We start from the raw sequence: 18,529 nt of genomic DNA, 5'->3' as shown, positions 1-18,529 counted from the left end.
TCCCACAGAATTTGTATTGCATACCCTGAATTGCCTCAGCTTATTTACGCGGCTTGACCCGCGCCGTCGCCTCCGCCACCAGCGGATCATCCGGCCAGTAATGCTTGGGGTAGCGCCCCTTGAGGTCTTTCTTCACCTCGGCGTAGGTGCTGCGCCAGAAGTTCGCCAGGTCCTGGGTCACCTGCACCGGTCGGCGTGCCGGTGACAACAGGTGCAGCTTGACCACCTGCCGCCCACCAGCGATGCGCGGGGTGTCGGCCAGGCCGAAGAGCTCCTGCAAGCGCACCGCCAGGATCGGCGGATGCTCGCTGTAGTCCAGGCGGATCGACGACCCCGAAGGCACGCTCAAATGGTGCGGCGCCAGTTCATCCAAACGTTGCGGCAACGGCCAGGGCAACAGGTTGTGAACGATGCTCGACAAGTCCAGGTTGGCAAAATGGCTGAGGCGCGAGACTCGGCCCAGATACGGCATCAACCAATGTTCGAGACTGCCCAGCAACGCACTATCGCTGACATCCGGCCATTGGCTCTCGCCCTTGGCGTCCAGGTCCAGGCGACGCAGCAGCGCCACCCGCGCCTGCCATTGCCGCAGTTCCGGGGTCCAGGGCAATAATTCCAGGCCCTTGCGCCGCACCAGGTTCACTAGGGCCTGGCTACGGGCAGACTCATCCAGGCCGGTCAGCGGTTCGCGGCTGAGCACCAGTTCGCCAACCTTGCGCTGGCGCTCGGCCCGCAGCACGCCTTCGCGCTCGTCCCAATCCAACTGATCCACCGTGTGCACCTGCTCGGCCAATACCGAGTCGAACAGTGCCGGGTCGAAATCCGTCGCCAAGTAGATCCGTTCTTCCCGTTGCCCCTGGCGGCTGCCCAGGTCGGCGATCACCAGCCACGCTTGTTTCATCAGGCTGTCAGCCTCGGCAAACAGCGCCGCACGGCCGTTGGCCAAACGATATTCAGCGCCGCCGGGGCGGCGCTGCTGGGCGACGCGGTCCGGATAGGCCAACGCCAGCAACGCACCGAGCCAGCGCGGGTGATCGGGATCGGCGACGGCTTCTTCGGCCTTGCCTCGTAAATAGCCGCGATATTGCCGGGCCAGTTGTCGTGCCCGCTGCACCCCGCCCTGGGCGCCGCGCGCTGCTCGCTCTTCACCGGACAGCAAGGCCAGGCGACTGTGCAGATCCGCGCCGGCACCGCGCAGAATATCGCGCTCGCCCAACAGTGCGGCGACGTTGCAGGCCATGTCCGCCAGCCCCAGCGCCTGACCGCGCAACAGCAGATGAGCGATACGCGGATGAGCCGGCAGCTCGGCCATGGCCTGGCCGTGGCGGGTCAGTTGCTCGCCCTCCAGCGCGCCGAGGCGTTGCAGCAGATCCTGGGCCTGGGCATAGGCGGCGGTGGGCGGGATGTCGAGCCAGACCAATTGCGCCGGCGTCACGCCCCAGCGCCCCAACTGCAGGGCCAATCCGGCCAGATCCGCCGACAGAATCTCCGCGCTGCCATAGGCGGCCAATTGTTCATGCTGGTCTTCGGACCACAATCGATAGCAGACACCAGGCTCCAGACGCCCGGCCCGACCGGCCCGCTGGGTGGCGCTGGCTCGGGAAATGCGCTGGGTGTCGAGCCGGGTCATGCCGCTGCCCGGGTCGAAACGCGGCACCCGGGCCAGTCCGGCGTCGATCACCACCCGCACGCCATTGATGGTCAGGCTGGTTTCGGCAATGTTGGTGGCCAGCACCACTTTGCGCTGGCCGGGCGGCGCGGGGTCGATGGCAGCGCGCTGAGCGGCGAGGTCCAGTTCACCGTGCAGCGGACAGAGCAACACATCGCCGCCCTCGCCCAAGGCCTCGGCCAGTTGCTGATGGACCCGGCGAATCTCCGCCTGCCCGGGCAAGAACACCAAGACGCTGCCGGTTTCATCGTGCAGTGCTTCCAGCACTGCCTGCACCAGCCGCGGCTCGACGAACTCGCCGGGCTGGAACGGCCGGCCCCAGCGCACCGTCACCGGGAACATGCGGCCTTCGCTGCGCAGGATTGGCGCATTGTCCAGCAACCCGGCCAGGCGCTCACCTTCCAGGGTGGCGGACATCAGCAGGATCTTCAGTGGCAGGTCTTCGCGAAACAGCTCCCGACCGTTGAGGCTCAAGGCCAGGGCCAGGTCGGCGTCGAGACTGCGCTCATGGAATTCATCGAAAATCAGCAGCCCTACGCCTTCCAGCGCCGGGTCGTCCTGCAAGCGCCGGGTGAGGATGCCTTCGGTGACCACTTCAATGCGGGTCTTGGGGCCGACCTTGCTGTCGAGGCGAATCCGGTAGCCGACGGTTTCACCGACCTTTTCCTTAAGCTCGCTGGCCAGTCGCTCGGCCGCCGCCCGTGCCGCCAGGCGCCGGGGTTCGAGCATCAGGATGGTCTGCCCGGCCAGCCAGGGCTCGTTCAGCAAGGCCAGGGGAACACGGGTGGTTTTACCGGCACCAGGCGGCGCTTCGAGCACGGCTTCGTGGCGCGATGCCAAGGCTTGACGCAGGGCGGGTAAAACTTCATCAATCGGCAAAGAAATCATGCTGGCTCCAAAACAGAGGGCCGAGTATAACGGCGAACTGTTTAGCGTGGTCTGGACTCCAACCAGCAACGCCTTTACCTGTTCAGGAGATTGCTATGCGTATTCCCTTTCGCGTGATCGGTGGCGTGCTGGTCGCCTCCCTGCTGACTCAAATCAGCGCCTGTGGCTCGATCTTCTACCCGGACCGTCGCGGCCAGATCGACGGCAAGATCGACCCGGCGATTGCCGCCCTCGATGCCGTCGGCCTGCTGTTCTACATCATCCCCGGCCTGATCGCCTTCGCGGTGGACTTCGCCACCGGCGCCATTTACTTCGAGCCGGGCAAAAGCGTCCAGATCGAGCCAGAAAAACTCAAGCCGGCCATCAACCCCGACGGCACCGTCAATAACCACGTGTTGCAGGCGATCCTGGAACGCGAACTGGGCCGCAGCTTCCCGCTGGACGATCCTCGGCTGATCCAGCACAAGGGCAGCGCGCAACAACTGGCCGCCCTCGGCCTCAAGCCCGCCGCATGACAAGCGCTACTGAAGGAACGACCGCGCCATGACCACCAGCACCGAACACGCCCGCCTGCTGCGCCTGGCCACCCGGGCTTCGGTGGCCGTGGCGCTCATCCTGGTCGTCGCCAAGGCGCTGGCCTGGTGGCTGAGCGGCTCGGTGAGCATGCTTGCCGGCCTGACCGACTCGGCATTGGACGGCGTCACCTCGCTGCTCAATCTGCTGGCGGTGCATTACGCCCTGCGCCCCGCCGATGATGATCATCGTTACGGCCATGGCAAGGCCGAATCCCTGGCCGGCATGGCCCAGGCGCTGTTTATCGGCGGCAGTGCCTTATTGATTGCCTTGCAGGCTTTCGAGCGGCTGAAAAACCCGGTGCCGGTGGATGCCCCCTGGCTGAGCGTCGGCGTGATCGTGTTTTCCCTCGGGCTGACCCTGGCGCTGCTGGCGTTGCAGCATCGGGTCATCCGCGCCACCGGTTCCAACGCCGTGCGTGCCGACTCGCTGCACTATCGCTCCGACTTGTTGCTCAACGGCAGCATCCTGGTGGCGCTGGTGCTGGCCGGGTTTGGCTGGTATCAACTGGACGCCTGGTTCGGCCTGGGGATCGCCATTTACATTCTGTGGAGCGCCGTCCAGATCGCCCGGGAAAGTTTCGCCGTACTGATGGATCAGGAACTGCCGCCCGACGTCAGCCAGCACATGCTGGAACTGGCCTGTGCCGTGCCGGGCGTCGTGGGCGCCCATGACCTGCGCACGCGGATTTCCGGTAACCACTGGTTCGTGCAGTTGCACCTGGAACTGCCGGGGGAACTGACCCTGTCAGTGGCCCACGGCATCAGCGACCAGGCCGCCGATGCGATCCATCGCGCTTATCCGAAGGCCGAAGTGCTGGTGCATGCCGATCCGCTGGAAGTGGTCAACGGCGCCAAGGCCTGATCCCCGAGGCCCGACACAGAACCTGTGGCGAGGGAGCTTGCTCCCGCTGGGCTGCGAAGCGGCCCCAAGATTTTGCGGTCGCTGCGCAACCGAGCGGGAGCAAGCTCCCTCGCCACAAAAGGGGATCTGCGCTAAATCAATAAGTCACCTGATACCCACGGCTGCTCAAGCAACTGCCCTGGGCTTGGCGATAGGTCTGCACCACTTCCGGCGCCGGCGGATAGGTGTAGGTGCGCGGATCGAAACCACTCTGCTGCACCGCCCAGCGATAGCAATCGTACCCGTCCTGGTTGACCTGCTCGGGCGACTGGCCGTTGGCCGGGTAAGCCACCACGTCGTAGCTGTTGCCTTGGGGCTGGGGCTGCGGGTTGGCCACCGGCGCATCGACCACGACGTAATCCTGGGTGTTGGCTTCGTAGATGTAATAGGCGCCGGCGGCAAGAAAAAACAGCGAACTGCCGATCCACACCTCCCGAGCGTAATCCGGCAGATACCGGGTACGAATGCCCCGTGGCGGCGCGACCACGACATAGCGCGGCCCTTGCGGGCGATACCAGTAGCCGCCGGAATAGAAATAATCCTGGCCGCGATAAGGCACGCGGTAGTTGCGGTCCGGGAACCGGTCGATCACATAACCTGGGCGATATTGCGGTCCCGGGCCCCAGCCGGTGCCATGACCGCTCGGCCGGCCGGACCATTGCTGGTCGGGGCGATTGTCATGACCTGGGCGTGGCCCGCCGTTCGGATAGCCATCGCTGCGGCGCGGGATATCGCGGTAGTAACCCGGTCGCGGTTCCTGGGTCTGGGTCACGCTGTCGGGCCGGCCCTGTATCGGCAGGTTATTGCCGGGTTGCTGCTGTGGACGGCCGGGACCGTTGGGGTCTTGAGGCGGACGGTTATACGACTGGCCGCCCTGATATTGCGGCAGTGGCTTGACCTCGAACTGACGACTGTTGTCGCCACGAATGATTTCGTTGTTCTGTGGCCGCGGCTGGCCCGAATAACCCCGGCCGTTGCCATCGCGCCCGTCCTGACCACGACCGCCGTCCGGTCCGCCACGGTTTTGCTGATCGTCGGCCATTCCCTGCGCACTGACACTTGCCCACAACAGACCAACACCTGCCAAACGCCAGATGCGCGACTTCATGAAATTCCTCACAACGGTTCAGGGCCTGATGATAAGACTGGAAAAGCCCAGGCCGGTTCTGCAACAGGTTATCAGTCACGGGGTTTATTTCGCAGGCATTTGCTGATCCCCCAACCAGGCCAGCACCTTGCGCAAGGCCACGTCAGATAAAGCAAAGTGCCATCATCAAAAAATGACCTGGCAACTACCGCTCGTCGGATTTACAAGTAATTTTTCAAGACAGGAAGCGTTACCACTTAAGATGCCCACCGTTTTCGCCAGGCGACAGGGACTTCTTATTCGCCTGAAACAACCGCCGGCATCCGCCGCAGTTAGCCATTCAAGGGAATGAAGGCATGTCACGTTTTGGCGTTACGCACGTTTTGGCTTGTTGTGCGGTGTTTACATCCCTGGTCCATGCCGCGCCCATCCAAACACCCGGTGACCGCGATCTGATTCGTGATCGTCAGCAGCAACTGCTGCAAGAACAACAAAAACGCCTCGACGAACTCCAACAACTGCCCGGCAAGACCTTGCCCGCGCCTGCCCCTGCCACCCCCGACGACAAACGTTGCTTCGACATCAAGACCATCGAGCTTGAGGGCGCGGCCCACCTAGACGCGGGCATGCGCGAGCAGTTGATCAAACCCTATCAGAACCAATGCCTGTCGGTCGGACAGATCAATACCTTGCTCAAGGCCTTGACCCATCACTATCTCGAGCGCGGTTTCGTCACAACGCGAGCCTACCTGCCGCAGCAGGATCTGTCGGGCGGCGTGTTGAAAATAGTGGTAGTCGAAGGGCGACTTGAAGGCTTCGACAGCTCCGCCCTGGCCACCCCTCGCGAATTGGCCATGACTTTTCCCGGTCAGACCGGCGAGCCGCTGAACCTGCGGGAACTGGAACAATTGGTGGATCAGCTCAGTCGCTTGCCGTCCCGTCAGGCCCAGCTCGAACTGGCACCAGGCGAGCAGGTCGGTGGCAGCCGTATCGGCCTCAAGGGCGAGCGTGAAAAACCCTGGCGCGTATCGGCCACGCGTAACAACGACGGCGACCGCAGCACTGGCCAGCAGCAAATGGGTCTGGGCCTGGACTGGGACAGCCCATTGGGCCTGGCCGACCAATTGAGCCTGCGCGCCAATCAGGACGCGGTCAGCGATCACTGGCGTCACTCCGACAATCAGAGCCTGTATTACAGCGTGCCCTACGGCTGGTGGACCTTCAATTACGCCTACAGCCAGAGCTTCTACCGCGCCAGCGGCAACGCCCAAGGCTACACATTCGGTTATGACGGTACCAGCAAGAACCACGCATTGCGCGCCGAGCGCGTACTGCATCGCGATAACGTGAGCAAGACCGGCGTCAGTTTCGGCCTCAGCCAACTGCGCACACGCAACTACGTGGACGATAACTTCATCGACACCTCCAGCGTGACCATCACCGAGACCCAATTGAACCTCAACCATGGTCGGCGCGTCGGCTCGGCGTTCATCAACCTGGATGCCGGCTGGCAACAGGGGATTGGCATGCTGGATGCCCAACGGGACAGCTCCCACCATGGCCCCCAATCGCGCTACAACAAATACAGCCTGACCCTGAGCTACCTGCAGCCGTTCCGCTTATGGGGTGAAAACTTCAGCTTCGACAGCCTTGCAACGGGTCAGCGCAGCGAAGATGAACTCTACAGCCCGCAACGAATCAGCCTCGGTGGTGTCAGTTCGGTACGTGGCCTGCAAGACCAGACTTTGACCGGCGACAGCGGCGGTTACTGGCGTAACCAGTTGCGCTGGCGCCGAGCTGTGACCTGGCAGCCCCTGCAACCGCTGTTGCAGGAGTACGGAGTGGCGTTTGCCTACGATGTCGGGGTGATCGAGGGAAGATCCTCGAACCCCGACGAGCGCGGTCGCCTCACCGGTAACGCCCTGGAGTTCAACGCCAGGGGCAAGAACCTCGCAACTTCCGTGAGTTTTGCCCGCTCACTGGAACGCCCGGGGATTATCGAAAAACGTGAACGCCCGGTGTATTTCCGCGTCGATCTGTTTTTCTGACACCCGACTCGCTCTTGTAAATGGAAGACTTTCACATGGACGTTCGTAGCCCCCTGTCTCAGAGTATTGCCCTGTCTTTGGCCTCGATTGTGTTCCTCAATCCCATCGTCGCGGCGGCGGCAGGTCTTGCGGTCGACGCGGCAGCGGGGGGTAAGACGACCATTGGGGCGGCGGGTAACGGCGTGCCGGTGATCAACATCAACGGCGCCAATGGCAGCGGGCTTTCCCACAACAAGTTCACCGACTATAACGTCGGCAAGAACGGCGTGATTCTCAACAACGCCACTGGTAAGACGCAGAGCACCCAACTGGGTGGCATCATCGTCGGCAACAGCAATCTCAAGGGCCAGGCCGCACAGGTCATCCTCAACGAAATCACCAGTGGCAATCGCAGCCACTTGGCCGGCTATACCGAAGTGGCCGGGCAAGCGGCACGCGTCATCGTCGCCAACCCCAATGGCATCACCTGCAGCGGTTGTGGCTTTATCAACACGCCACGCGCCACCCTGACCACCGGCAAGCCCATCATGGACGGCCAGCGCCTGGACAGCTTCCAGGTCGACGGTGGCGACATCAGCATCGAAGGTGCAGGCCTGGATGCCAGTGACGCCGACCAGTTCGACCTGATTACCCGCAGCGCCAAACTCAACGCCAATATCTATGCGAAGAACCTCAATGTGGTGACTGGCCGCAACGACGTCAGCGCCGACAATCTGAGCGCCACCGCCCGCGCCGAGGATGGTAGCGAAAAACCCGAGCTGGCCATCGACAGCTCGGCCCTGGGCGGCATGTACGCCGGTGCGATTCGTCTGGTGGGTACCGAAAAAGGTGTGGGCGTGCGCCTGGCGGGCGACATGGCGGCCAGCGTGGGCGACATCCAGATCGACGCCAGCGGCAAGGTCAGCATGAACAACGCCAGCGCCAACCAGGCCATCACCGTCAACGGACAAAGCCTGGACGTACAAGGCAAGGTCTACGCTGGCACCCAGGTCAGCGTAAACACCCGCGCCAATGTAACGGTGGGCAAGAGCATTGCCGCTCGCGACAAAGTCACCGTCACCAGCGCCGGCAAGGTCATCAACAACGGAATCGTCGAAGCCGGGGTGAACCCGGACAACACCCGCAACCAGGGCGGCGACGTCACCATCACCGCCAAACAACTGACCAACACCGGTAACGTCGTCGCCAGCCGCAACCTCGCAGTAGACGCCAGCGAGGTGATCGACAACCAGAACGGCATCATCCAGGGCGCCAACGTTGGCCTGACCAGTGCTCGCCTGGTCAACCAGGGCACCTCGGCGCGGGTGCTGGGTCTGAACACGCTGTCTCTATTGACTCCGGCCATCGTCAACCTGGGCGCTCTGATCCGCTTCGGCGACGGCCAGTCCACCACCCTCAATCTCGACAGCCTGGACAACACCGACGGCCATCTCGAACTGGCCGGTGGCAACCTCGAACTCAACACTCGACAACTGACCAACCTGCGCGGTTCGGTGATCGCCGATCAACTACAACTGACCGCCGAGCGCCTGGACAACCAAGGTGGCCTGATCGCTTCCAGTGTCGGCCAGTCCAACCTCAAGGTCAGCGGCCAACTCGACAACACCGGCGGCGTGCTGCAAGCCCAAAGCCTGCTGGATGTCAGCGCCGCCAGGGTGCTGAATCAGGGCGGCAAAGTCGTCGCCGATCACCTGAAACTGACTGCCGAACGCCTGGACAACAGCACCAATGGCCTGATCAGTGCCGAACTTGGCAACAACGCATTGACCGTGACTCAAGACCTGATCAACCAGGGCGGCCGGATCCAGGCGGCCTCCGTGCTGACCGTCAAGTCCGGGACCGTGGACAACCTGGGCGGCACACTGGTGGGCCAGCAGTTGACCCTGGTCAGCCAAGGTGCCCTGAACAACCAGCAAGGCAAGATCAGCGCCGATCAACTGGATCTTACCGCCCAGGACGTCAACAACACCGAAGGCCTGCTGCAGGGCACAAGTGTCGCCACTCTCTCTGCCCGGGATCTGAACAACCTCAAGGGCAACGTCAACGGCGGCCAGCTCAGCGTGGGTTTGGACAGCCTCAGCCAGAACACCCAAGGCGTGCTCAGCGCCGAGACCGGCAAACTGACAATGGTCGTGGCCCAGCAACTGAACAACAGCGCCGGTCATCTTCAAGCCAAAGTCGGCGACCTCGACGTAAGCGCCGCAGCGTTGAACAACCAGCAAGGTGTGATCGTCGGCAAGCAACTGCTGTTGACTCAAAGCGGTTTGCTGGATAACCGCGGCGGCCGCGTGGTGGGCGATCAACTGACCGTTGGCGCAGGGCGCATCGACAACAGCGCCAACGGCTTGCTGCTGGCCGGGACCGGGGGTGCGCTGCTGACGCTCAAGGACCAGGGCATGACGCGGGGGCAATTGCTCAACAACCAGGGCCGCGTGCAGAGCGACGGGCATTTACAGATCAATGGCAACAACCTCGACAACCACGGCGGCGTGCTGCTGGGCAGTAGTATCGGGGCCAATGCCTCCAGCCTGGACAACAGCGCACAAGGTTCGGTGATTGCCACCGGCGGTACGATTGAACTGGTGGTCTCAGGCGTATTGAACAACGCCCTGGGCCTGATCGACGGTGGCGAGTCGGCAGTTCGCGTGACCCAGGCCACACAGTTTGACAATCAGGGCGGTACCCTCGCTGGCAAACGCCTGGATGTGCAGGGTACGGTGGTGGATAACCGCAAGGGCCAACTGCTGTCCGGCACCGAGGGTTTGAAAATCACCGCCACCACCGTGAATAACAGCGAAGGCCTGGTGCTGGCGCGCGGCGGCCACGCCGATCTACAGCTTAATCAAGGCACACTGAACAACCAGGGTGGTGCTTTGCAAGGTGACAGCGCCGAAGTGGTGGCCGCCTCTGTGGACAACAGCGCACTGGCAGGCAAGGCCGGGCTCATCAACGCCCAGGTCGGCGACCTGAAACTGCTGGTCGACAACCTGACCAACCAGGCGGGCCGCCTCTATGCCCAAGGCCTGCTCAGCAGCCAGGGCCAGGTTCTGGACAACCGCGCGGGCGGTGAAATCAGCGCCAGGACCCTGAGCCTCAACGCTGTGAGCACCTACAATCAGACCGGCCTGATCGAATCGGGCGGCAACCTGTTGCTAACCGGCGACAACCTGAATAACAGTACTGGCCGTATCCGCGCCATTGGCGGCAACCTGAGTCAGATTCTGCTCACTGGCGACCTGAACAACCAGAGCGGCTCCATCGGCGTCACCAGCCAGGCCCTCAACCTCAAGGCTGGCGCGCTGAACAACCTTGCCGGCAGCGTCGAACACACCGGAGCAGGCCTGCTCAAGATCGACCTCGCCAGCCTGAGCGGCAACCAGGGCAGCATCACGGGTCTGGGCCACGGCGATGTGGACATTGGCTCGATCAATGGCACCGGGCGCCTGCAGTTCAATGGCGCTCTGGATGTGGCCGTGGGCAACAACCTCAACCTGCTGGCCGGTGACCGCATCGCCAGTGCCAGCAACCTGATGTTAAGCGCCACAACCCTGAATAACAGCGGCGAGGTACTCAGCGACGGCGACCTGAGCCTGACGCTCACCGGCGACCTGAATAATGACGGCCTGCTGTCGGCGGCCAAGGCCGTCAGCCTCTCGGCGGGGAACCTGACCCAAAATGGCGGACGTATCGCCAGTGCCGGTGATACCACCCTCAACCTGCGCGGCAACCTGGACAACCTGGGGCGCCTGATCGCCAGCCAGAATCTCAAGATCCACGCGGCACAAGTCAGCAACCGCGGAACCCTCGGAGCCCTTGGCCAAGTAGACATCTTCGCGGGCAACGGCATCAGCACCTCAGCCAATACCCTGATCTACAGCGGCGCCGACATGAACCTGCGCGGCGCCACCCTGAGCAACCTCTACGGCGACATCTACAGCAAGGGCAACCTGAGCTTCGCCGCCCTCGACGGTGGCCAGGCAAACAGCCTGAGCAACCGCTCGGCGAACATCGAAAGCGAAGGCGACATGAACCTCAATGTCGCCAACCTGGAAAACACCAAGGACACCTTCGAGATCGGCGAATCCCTTGTCAGCCGCCGCATCGACATCAACTGTACCGACTGCTCCGGCAAGCACCACACCGCGACTTTTATCGTCAACAGCACCTACCTGGGAAAAATCATCCAGGACTCTCCGGGCGCACGCCTGATTGCCGGACGTGACCTGCTGATCAATGCCGGTACCGTGGAAAACAAGCAAAGCCTGCTTGCCGCCAACCGCGACGCATTCGTCAACGCGACAAACTTCTACAACCGTGGGGCGACCCTCGACCAGCGTGTCGAAAGCACCACTTACTTCCTGCACGGGGTGAAACAGGGCGACTTCCGTTGGGCAGAGTCCAACGCCAATGCCTGGAACGCGGCCAACGCCGGCAGCGCCCCGGACCAGCAGCAACCGATTCCGACGGCGATCACCCAGTACCCGCTCATCGGCCAGAGCAGCGTCGTACACAACGGCACCCAGACGGGTTACGCCTCGACCTTGCAGTCCGGTCGCCAGTTGAACCTTACCGTCACCGGCAACTTGGAAAACGGCACCTTGACTCAACAGGCCAGCGCCCAGTTGACCGGCCAGAGCCTGACTAACACCGTTGGCCTGGTCGGTGGCCAGACCATCACCGTCAATGCCCTGGGCAGTGGCGGCAGCACCCAGGTGGCGGCAGATGTACGGCGCGTCGAGCGTGTCACTGCCGACGGCAGCACCCAGCTCAGCTTTGTACCGGTGGACTTTGCCGGCGTACCTTTCGCCGCCGTCGACCCCACAGCGCTCGCCACCTATCGACTGCCGGAAGGTGACTATGGCCTGTTCGTGCGTAGCCAGAATCCGGACAGCCGCTACCTGATCGAGACCAACCCGAACCTGACCAACCTCTCGCGCTTCATGAGCTCCGACTACATGCTGGGCCTGTTGGGCTACAACGACGACCGCAGCTGGCGTCGCCTGGGTGATGGCTTGTACGAAACCCGCCTGATCCGCGAAGCGGTGCTGGCTCAGACCGGTCAGCGCTTCCTCGCCGCCAGCCTGACCAGCGACTACGAGCAATACCAGTACCTGATGGATAACGCCATCGCCGCCAAGAACTCGTTGCAACTGAGCGTCGGCGTAGCCCTGAGCGCCCAGCAAGTGGCGGCGTTGACCCACGACATTGTCTGGATGGAGACCCGCCAGGTGCAGGGCCAGCAAGTCCTGGTGCCGGTGCTCTACCTGGCCCAGGCCGAGTCGCGCAACCTGCGCGGCGGCAGCCTGGTGCAGGCCCGGGATATTAACCTGATGGCCGGCAACGACCTGACCAACGTCGGCACCCTGCGGGCCAGCAGCAACCTGGTGGCACAGGCGGGGAACAATCTCTATCAGGGCGGTCTGACGCAAGCCAGCGAGCGTGTGAGCCTGATGGCCCAGAACAGTATTCGCAACGCCCTGGGCGGCGAAGTACGTGGCAATCAGGTCGACCTCACCGCCGTCAAAGGCGACGTCGTCAACGAGCGCGCCGCCATGGAAGTGCTCTACGGTTCCGGCTCGCGGACCAACCTGGATCAGGGCAGCCTGATCAGTGCCCGCCAGCAATTGAATGTCAGCGCCGGACGCGACCTGACCAACAAAGGCCAGATCAACAGCGACGGCAATGCCACGCTCAATGCCGGCCGCGACGTGGAAATGCTCGCGGTGCAGGATCACACCTTCACCCAGAATGCGATCCGCCGTGGCCTGGTGACCAACAACACGGTTAAGACCCTCGGCTCCAGCGTGACCACTGGCGGCAACCTGGAAGTGAACGCCGGACGTGACATGGCGGTCGTGGCGAGCCAAGTCAAGGCCGGTCATGACCTGGCCCTCAATGCAGGCAATGACATAGCCATTGTCTCGGCCCAGGACGAACAGTCCTCGACCTTCTACCAGAAGAAAAAAGGTTCCTGGGGCAAAAGCAAAACCACCCAGAGCGCGGACTCGTCGACCAGCAACGTGGCTTCGCAGATCGAGGCCGGACACGACCTGACCGTCAACGTCACCCAGGACAAGGACGGACGCATCGGCCTCACGGGTGGCCGCGATGTAAGCGTGATCGGCAGCCAGCTCAAGGCCGGCAACGACTTGCTGGTGGGGGGGGCCGGCGACGTGAACCTGATGTCGGCGCAAGAGCAGACCGACAGCAGCTACAGCATGAAGAAAAAAGGCAGCTTCGGCCTGAGCAAAAGCGGCAATAGCCGCAGTTCCAGCAGCATCACCCAAGTGGGCAGCGAGCTGAGCGCCGGAAACGATGCCGTGGTGGTCGCTGGCGGTAACGTCAACCTGTCCGCCAGCCGTGTCGACGCCAAGCGCGATGCGCAATTGCGCGCCGGGATGGTCGACAAGAACGGCGACGTCAACCTGATGGACGCAGCCAACGAGTCCACCAGTCAAAGCGAGAAGTACAAAAGCAAAGTTGGCTTCAGCACCTCCGGCAACTTCATTTCCATCGCCTCGGCGAAGAAGTCCGGGCAGGCAAACCTGCAGACCCAAAGTGTCGGCAGCCAAGTCACCGCTGGCCGCGATGTCACCGTACAGAGCATCCGTGACGTGAACATGATCGGCAGCACCGCCCAGGCCGGGCGTAACCTGCAAGTGGGCGCAGGGCGCGACGTCAACGTACTGGCCGGCAGTAACAGCCAGGACCAGAGCAACTGGAAATCCACGAAGCAGAGCGGCCTGTCCCTGGAAAGCGATCGCAACGGTTTCACTGCGTTTGCCGGACGCGAAGCGACCAAGGAAAAATCCCGCGCCGCCCAGCAGACTGCCGCCGGCAGCCAACTGGTGGCCGGCCAGGACATGACCGTCCAGGCCGGGCGCGACCTGACCCTCGAAGGTGCGGGCCTGGACGCCGGGCGCGACATCAGCCTGCAGGCCACACGCGACATCAATGTCGATGCCGCCGATGAAACCTTCATCCAGGAGCGCAGCAAGACCCGCGACCGCAACGGCCTGACCGCCAACATCAGCCACAACTATGGCAACACCATGGACGCCATCAACGGCACCGGCAAAGGTGAAGACAACGTCAGCAAGGCCTCCAGCGTGCTCAGCACCGTGGACGCCATCAACTCCTTCACTTCCGGGCCGACCAGCGCCACTCACCTTGGCTCGGCCAGCCAGGGCACCAGCTCGCGTTCGGAAATTCGCGACAACGTCCCGTCCACTTTGAGCGCCGGGCGTGACATCAACGCCGTGGCCGGTAACAACCTCAATGTGCGCGGCAGTCAGTTCGAGGCCGGGCGCGACATCACCCTGGTGGGCAAGAACGTCAACCTCGACGTGGCCCGTGGCGCAATCAACCAGGAGAGCCAGACCACCCGCAGCCAGGGCGGCATCAATGGCCAGAGCGGCGGCGGCAGTGCCCGCGCCGGGATCGGTGGCAGCAACGGCGTGGCCAGCGAAGAAATGACCCAGGGCACTAACAACCCGAGCGTACTGCTCTCCGGGCGTGATACCAACATCGAGGCCAGTGAGAACCTGACCATGATCGGTACCCAGGTGATTGCCGGCCACGATATCGATTTGCGTGCCGGCAAGGACCTGACCATCCGCGCCGCACAGAACGACTCCGACAGCGAATCCACCCGGCGCAGCGGTGGCGGAGAAGTCGGCATCGCCCTGGGTGGCAAGGACTTCATCGCTGTCTACGCCAGCGTCGACATGGGCAAGGGCAAGCTGGAACGGGAAACCGAGAAACAGCAGACCGCCTACCTGTACGCAGGCAACCAACTGCGCTTCAACAGCGGCAACGACACCACCATCGCCGGCGCCAACCTGCACGCCGACGAAGTGGTTGGCCGCGTCGGCGGCGACCTGCTGGTGTCGTCGGTGCCAGACACCGGCAAAGTCAGCGGCAAGCAGTTCGATGCCAGCGTCACCGTCAGCATCGGCCTGGCCGGTGGCGGTGGCGTCAGCGGTTCAGTGGGGGCGGGCAAGACCACCGGCAAGACCAACTGGGTTGAACAGCAAACCAGCATCACCGGTAAAAACGGCGTGGATATCCGCACCGAGAAACACACCCAGATCGACGGTGCGCTGATCGCCGCCGACAACGGCAAGCTCAAGCTCGACACCAACACGCTGGGCTTCCGTGACATCAATGGCGTAGACAAGGAGCACAGCTACTACGTCAACGTTGGCGGTGCCTTTGGTTGGGGCGCGGACGCGGGTAACGGCGCCAAGGCCACCGGCGGCAAGGACGTGGCCTTCACTGGCGACAAGAGCCTGAGCGGCGCGCCCAAGGAAGGCTTCAATGGCTGGAGCGTGAGCGGCTACGACTACCGCAAGGAGCGCGAGCAGGATGTGCGCGCCACCGTCGGCGCGGGCAACATCATCGTGCGCAACGACGCGGTTACCGGGCAAAACTCCACCAGCGGCCTCAACCGCGATCTGACCAAGGCCTATGACATCACCAAGGACAAGGAAAAGCGTACCGAACTCTATGTGAGCGAGTCGTCGCTGAACTCGGTGGGCAACCCGTCGCAAACCTTGGATCGGTGGAAAAAAGGGCTGCAGGACTATGGCAAGAACAGCTCCGATCTGTTCAAGAACTACGGCAACCTGACCAAGGCCACTGAGCAGGCGCTGGCTGAAAATCCGAGCCTGGCACCTCTGGCCTGGATTCCGGGTGTGATGCAAAGCGCCATGGACAAAACCTCATACGGAACCCTGGGCCTGATGCCAGGCGTGATCAGCCACGGTGGCGTAGCCACGCAGTTACCCGTGCTGCTCAGTGGCGACATGAGCTTCTACCGCACCGAACTGGTCTATCAGAAAGATGCCAAGGGCAACGTTGCCATGGACCCGAAAACCGGCAAGCCGCTGCTGGACCTGGCCAAGACCAAGTTCGACATGATCCTGCGTCCCGACGCGCCGGGAGCGATTGCCACCAACGGCATCCAGAATGCATTCGAGGCGGCGCTGGTCAATGGCGGTATGCAAACCGGCCGTGACAACTATATGCAGGCCTACAACCCGGAACATGGTTTCCTCGGCGACCTGTTGGAATCGGCATGGGACGTGAACCTCGGAGGCATCAAGCGCTCCGGCAACGCCCAGCAGTTGCATGAGTTCTACCAGGCAGGCATCGACCAGGGCTTCAAGCTGGACCTGGTCGGCCATAGCCAGGGTGCGTTGCTCACCTACCGGGCACTCGAAGGCCTGGATTTTGGCCAAAACGCCGGCAGCATCCAGCTTTCAGGGGCGCCGGTATACGCGCAAAAATTCTTCACCGCAGCGGAAAAAGCCGGCTTCAACACTACCGACAATGCAGTGTTCCAGGTCAACCGGCCAGACAAGCAGGTGTTCTTCGGGATGTTGCCGATGACCGATTCGGTGTCCGACCTTCTGGGACGCAACGCCATGAACTCCAGCGACCCGATCAGTCGTTTCCTGGGGGCCGTCTTCACCCTCCCTGGCCTCATGGGTAAAGACAGCCCGCACTCCAACTACCTGTGCCAGGTTCAATCGATGTGCGGAAACGGCGCCAGTCAATTGCAGCAGGACTTCAGGAACGGCACGACCACCAACCCGGACGGGACCAGAAGCAAGACCTATATCGTACCGACCTTTATCGACAAGAACGGCAATGCCTTCGGCGCTTCACTTTGACGCTGAGCCGACTTGCCCTGCTATTACTGCCCGTGACCCTTTGGGGCTGCGGGCAGACACCGTTGGTGCACGAGGACGATCGGCGGTTGAGCCGCATGTTATGTGAAGTGGGAGAACAGCGGGTGACCCTCAGTCCTCGCTTCTCTTATGACCTGCCCGAGCCGCTGCGACACACCACGTGCGGCACGATCAAAAGTGGCTTTACCTATGACAAACGCCGCGACGTGCTGTCGGCGGGCACCTCCGGCAGCTTTCGTTCCGGTGAGCTTGAGGTCTTGGCGTCGTCACTGTTCCTGATCGTAGAGGGCATGCTCGATGGGAACGTAGAGGACCTCTATGCTCCCGAGCAATTTCTGCAAAACAAACGGGCTCAGATGGATCTGTATTCGAGCGAGCCTCGCCCACAGGAGATCGACTGGGTCACTCGTCAAGGGATGCGGTGCCTGCGTTTTCATAACGTTTGGCACAGCCCGACGGGCTCCTGGGAAGAGGTCGTCAAGTACTGGTGCTGGGAAAACCAGAGCGGCCTGAGGCAACCGTTCCATGTCCGCGCCGGCCAACGCTTGGCCGAAGGCACCAAGGGCTATGACCTGGATCAGGCCTTTATCCTGCCGTTTTTCCAGAGCCTGAAAATCAATCGCCTGTCCGATGCCGCCCTGGCCGAGGCTGACGCAAAAATCAAAGCCGCCTGCGCCCACGTCAAATCCCGCTATGACCAGCACCTGAACTGGGGCGCCGACTACCCGGACAAACGCCTGACCCGCCAGCGCTTGCGCGCCTGCGGGTATGACGTGCCCTAGCCAAAGCAGAATCTGCACCCAATAAAAAAGGGAGACCCGTCGGCCTCCCCTTGAGAATTTCGTCCGTGCTCGACGCTTATGACGTCGGCTCACCTCACGCCGTCTTCTGGACAGTGTGCAGCTCGGGGGTCTGCCAACACCGGTGAGTGCCGCGACCGCAGCCGGCCTGATTGGGCGGGCCGCACTGGACTGTTTGTCCGAGCAGTGATCTTGGTGATAAGCATAAGCCTGGGGCGCTGGCAGAGGATTGCTAAGATTGCGGAAATAAACATCACTTGCGCAATTTTTAACCCTGGATAGATAATCTTCCGCAATTATCCAGATAAAGGCCCGACCGATGAGCAAACTCGACCGTTACGACCTGAGCATTCTGGCGGAATTGCAGCGCGATGCGCGCATCTCCAACCAGGAACTGGCCGAACGCATCGGCCTGTCGCCCTCCCCCTGTTCGCGACGGGTCAAGCAATTGGAGGATGACGGCTACATCACGCGCCAGGTTGCCCTGCTCGACCGCAAAATGCTGGGCCTGAGCCTGACCGCCTACGTATTGATCGGCATGGACCGTCACACCCCCGAGCGTTTCGAGAACTTCGAAGCGGCCATCCGCAACCTGCCGCAAGTGCTGGAATGCAGCCTGGTCACCGGCATGGACGCGGATTACCAACTCAAGGTGGTGGTACCGGATATGGACCATTACCAGAAACTGCTGCTGGGGCATCTGACCCGGATCGATGGCGTCACCAGCGTGCGTTCGAGCTTTGTGCTGAACCAGGTGCTCAACAGCACCGAACTGCCGTTGACTCACCTGCGCAGCTGACCGCTTTTGTGGCGAGGGAGCTTGCTCCCGCTGGGTTGCGAAGCGACCCCAAGCTTCGGCCGGATTG

At 62.4% G+C, this 18,529-nt stretch carries 8 protein-coding genes; 6 read left to right on the top strand and 2 right to left on the bottom strand.

Annotated features, from left to right (window positions below):
* Positions 1 to 40 precede the first annotated feature (40 nt).
* Positions 41 to 2,557, bottom strand: a complete 2,517-nt coding sequence (gene hrpB / locus V7773_RS16320; RefSeq protein WP_336074157.1) for an ATP-dependent helicase HrpB — start codon at positions 2,555 to 2,557, stop codon at positions 41 to 43.
* A gap of 95 nt (positions 2,558 to 2,652) precedes the next feature.
* On the opposite strand from hrpB, the gene V7773_RS16315 reads away from it, so the two are divergent.
* Positions 2,653 to 3,072, top strand: a complete 420-nt coding sequence (locus V7773_RS16315) for a polyribonucleotide nucleotidyltransferase (protein ID WP_092149960.1) — start codon at positions 2,653 to 2,655, stop codon at positions 3,070 to 3,072.
* 28 nt (positions 3,073 to 3,100) lie between these two features.
* On the top strand, positions 3,101 to 3,994 hold the full coding sequence (locus V7773_RS16310) for a cation diffusion facilitator family transporter (RefSeq protein ID WP_092149963.1): 894 nt from the start codon (positions 3,101 to 3,103) through the stop codon (positions 3,992 to 3,994).
* A 136-nt stretch (positions 3,995 to 4,130) separates the two neighbouring features.
* Here V7773_RS16310 and V7773_RS16305 read toward each other — a convergent pair whose 3' ends face one another.
* The gene (locus V7773_RS16305) at positions 4,131 to 5,141 is read right to left on the bottom strand and encodes a DUF6515 family protein (protein WP_336074156.1); all 1,011 of its coding nucleotides are present in this window, start codon (positions 5,139 to 5,141) and stop codon (positions 4,131 to 4,133) included.
* A 335-nt stretch (positions 5,142 to 5,476) separates the two neighbouring features.
* Between V7773_RS16305 and V7773_RS16300 the strand changes: the two genes are divergently transcribed.
* The 4 genes from V7773_RS16300 (at position 5,477) to V7773_RS16285 (ending at position 18,462) form a co-directional block, all read left to right on the top strand.
* Positions 5,477 to 7,168 (top strand): ShlB/FhaC/HecB family hemolysin secretion/activation protein, encoded by a 1,692-nt coding sequence (locus V7773_RS16300; RefSeq protein WP_063324250.1) that lies wholly within the window; start codon positions 5,477 to 5,479, stop codon positions 7,166 to 7,168.
* Positions 7,169 to 7,203: 35 nt separating this feature from the next.
* Positions 7,204 to 16,845 (top strand): hemagglutinin repeat-containing protein, encoded by a 9,642-nt coding sequence (locus V7773_RS16295; RefSeq protein WP_336074155.1) that lies wholly within the window; start codon positions 7,204 to 7,206, stop codon positions 16,843 to 16,845.
* Between the two features lie 122 nt (positions 16,846 to 16,967).
* Entirely contained in the window at positions 16,968 to 17,645 is a 678-nt protein-coding gene (locus tag V7773_RS16290; RefSeq protein ID WP_238992568.1) for a hypothetical protein, read from the top strand.
* 337 nt (positions 17,646 to 17,982) lie between these two features.
* Positions 17,983 to 18,462 (top strand): Lrp/AsnC family transcriptional regulator, encoded by a 480-nt coding sequence (locus V7773_RS16285; RefSeq protein ID WP_025215622.1) that lies wholly within the window; start codon positions 17,983 to 17,985, stop codon positions 18,460 to 18,462.
* The last annotated feature ends 67 nt before the right edge of the window (positions 18,463 to 18,529 follow it).

This window comes from Pseudomonas sp. 3JA, assembly GCF_036961705.1.
In the GTDB taxonomy this organism is placed as follows: Bacteria; Pseudomonadota; Gammaproteobacteria; order Pseudomonadales; family Pseudomonadaceae; genus Aquipseudomonas; species Aquipseudomonas fluorescens_Q.
The sequence above is the reverse complement of the archived record's forward strand: the minus strand, read 5'-3'. Positions and strand labels throughout refer to the sequence as shown.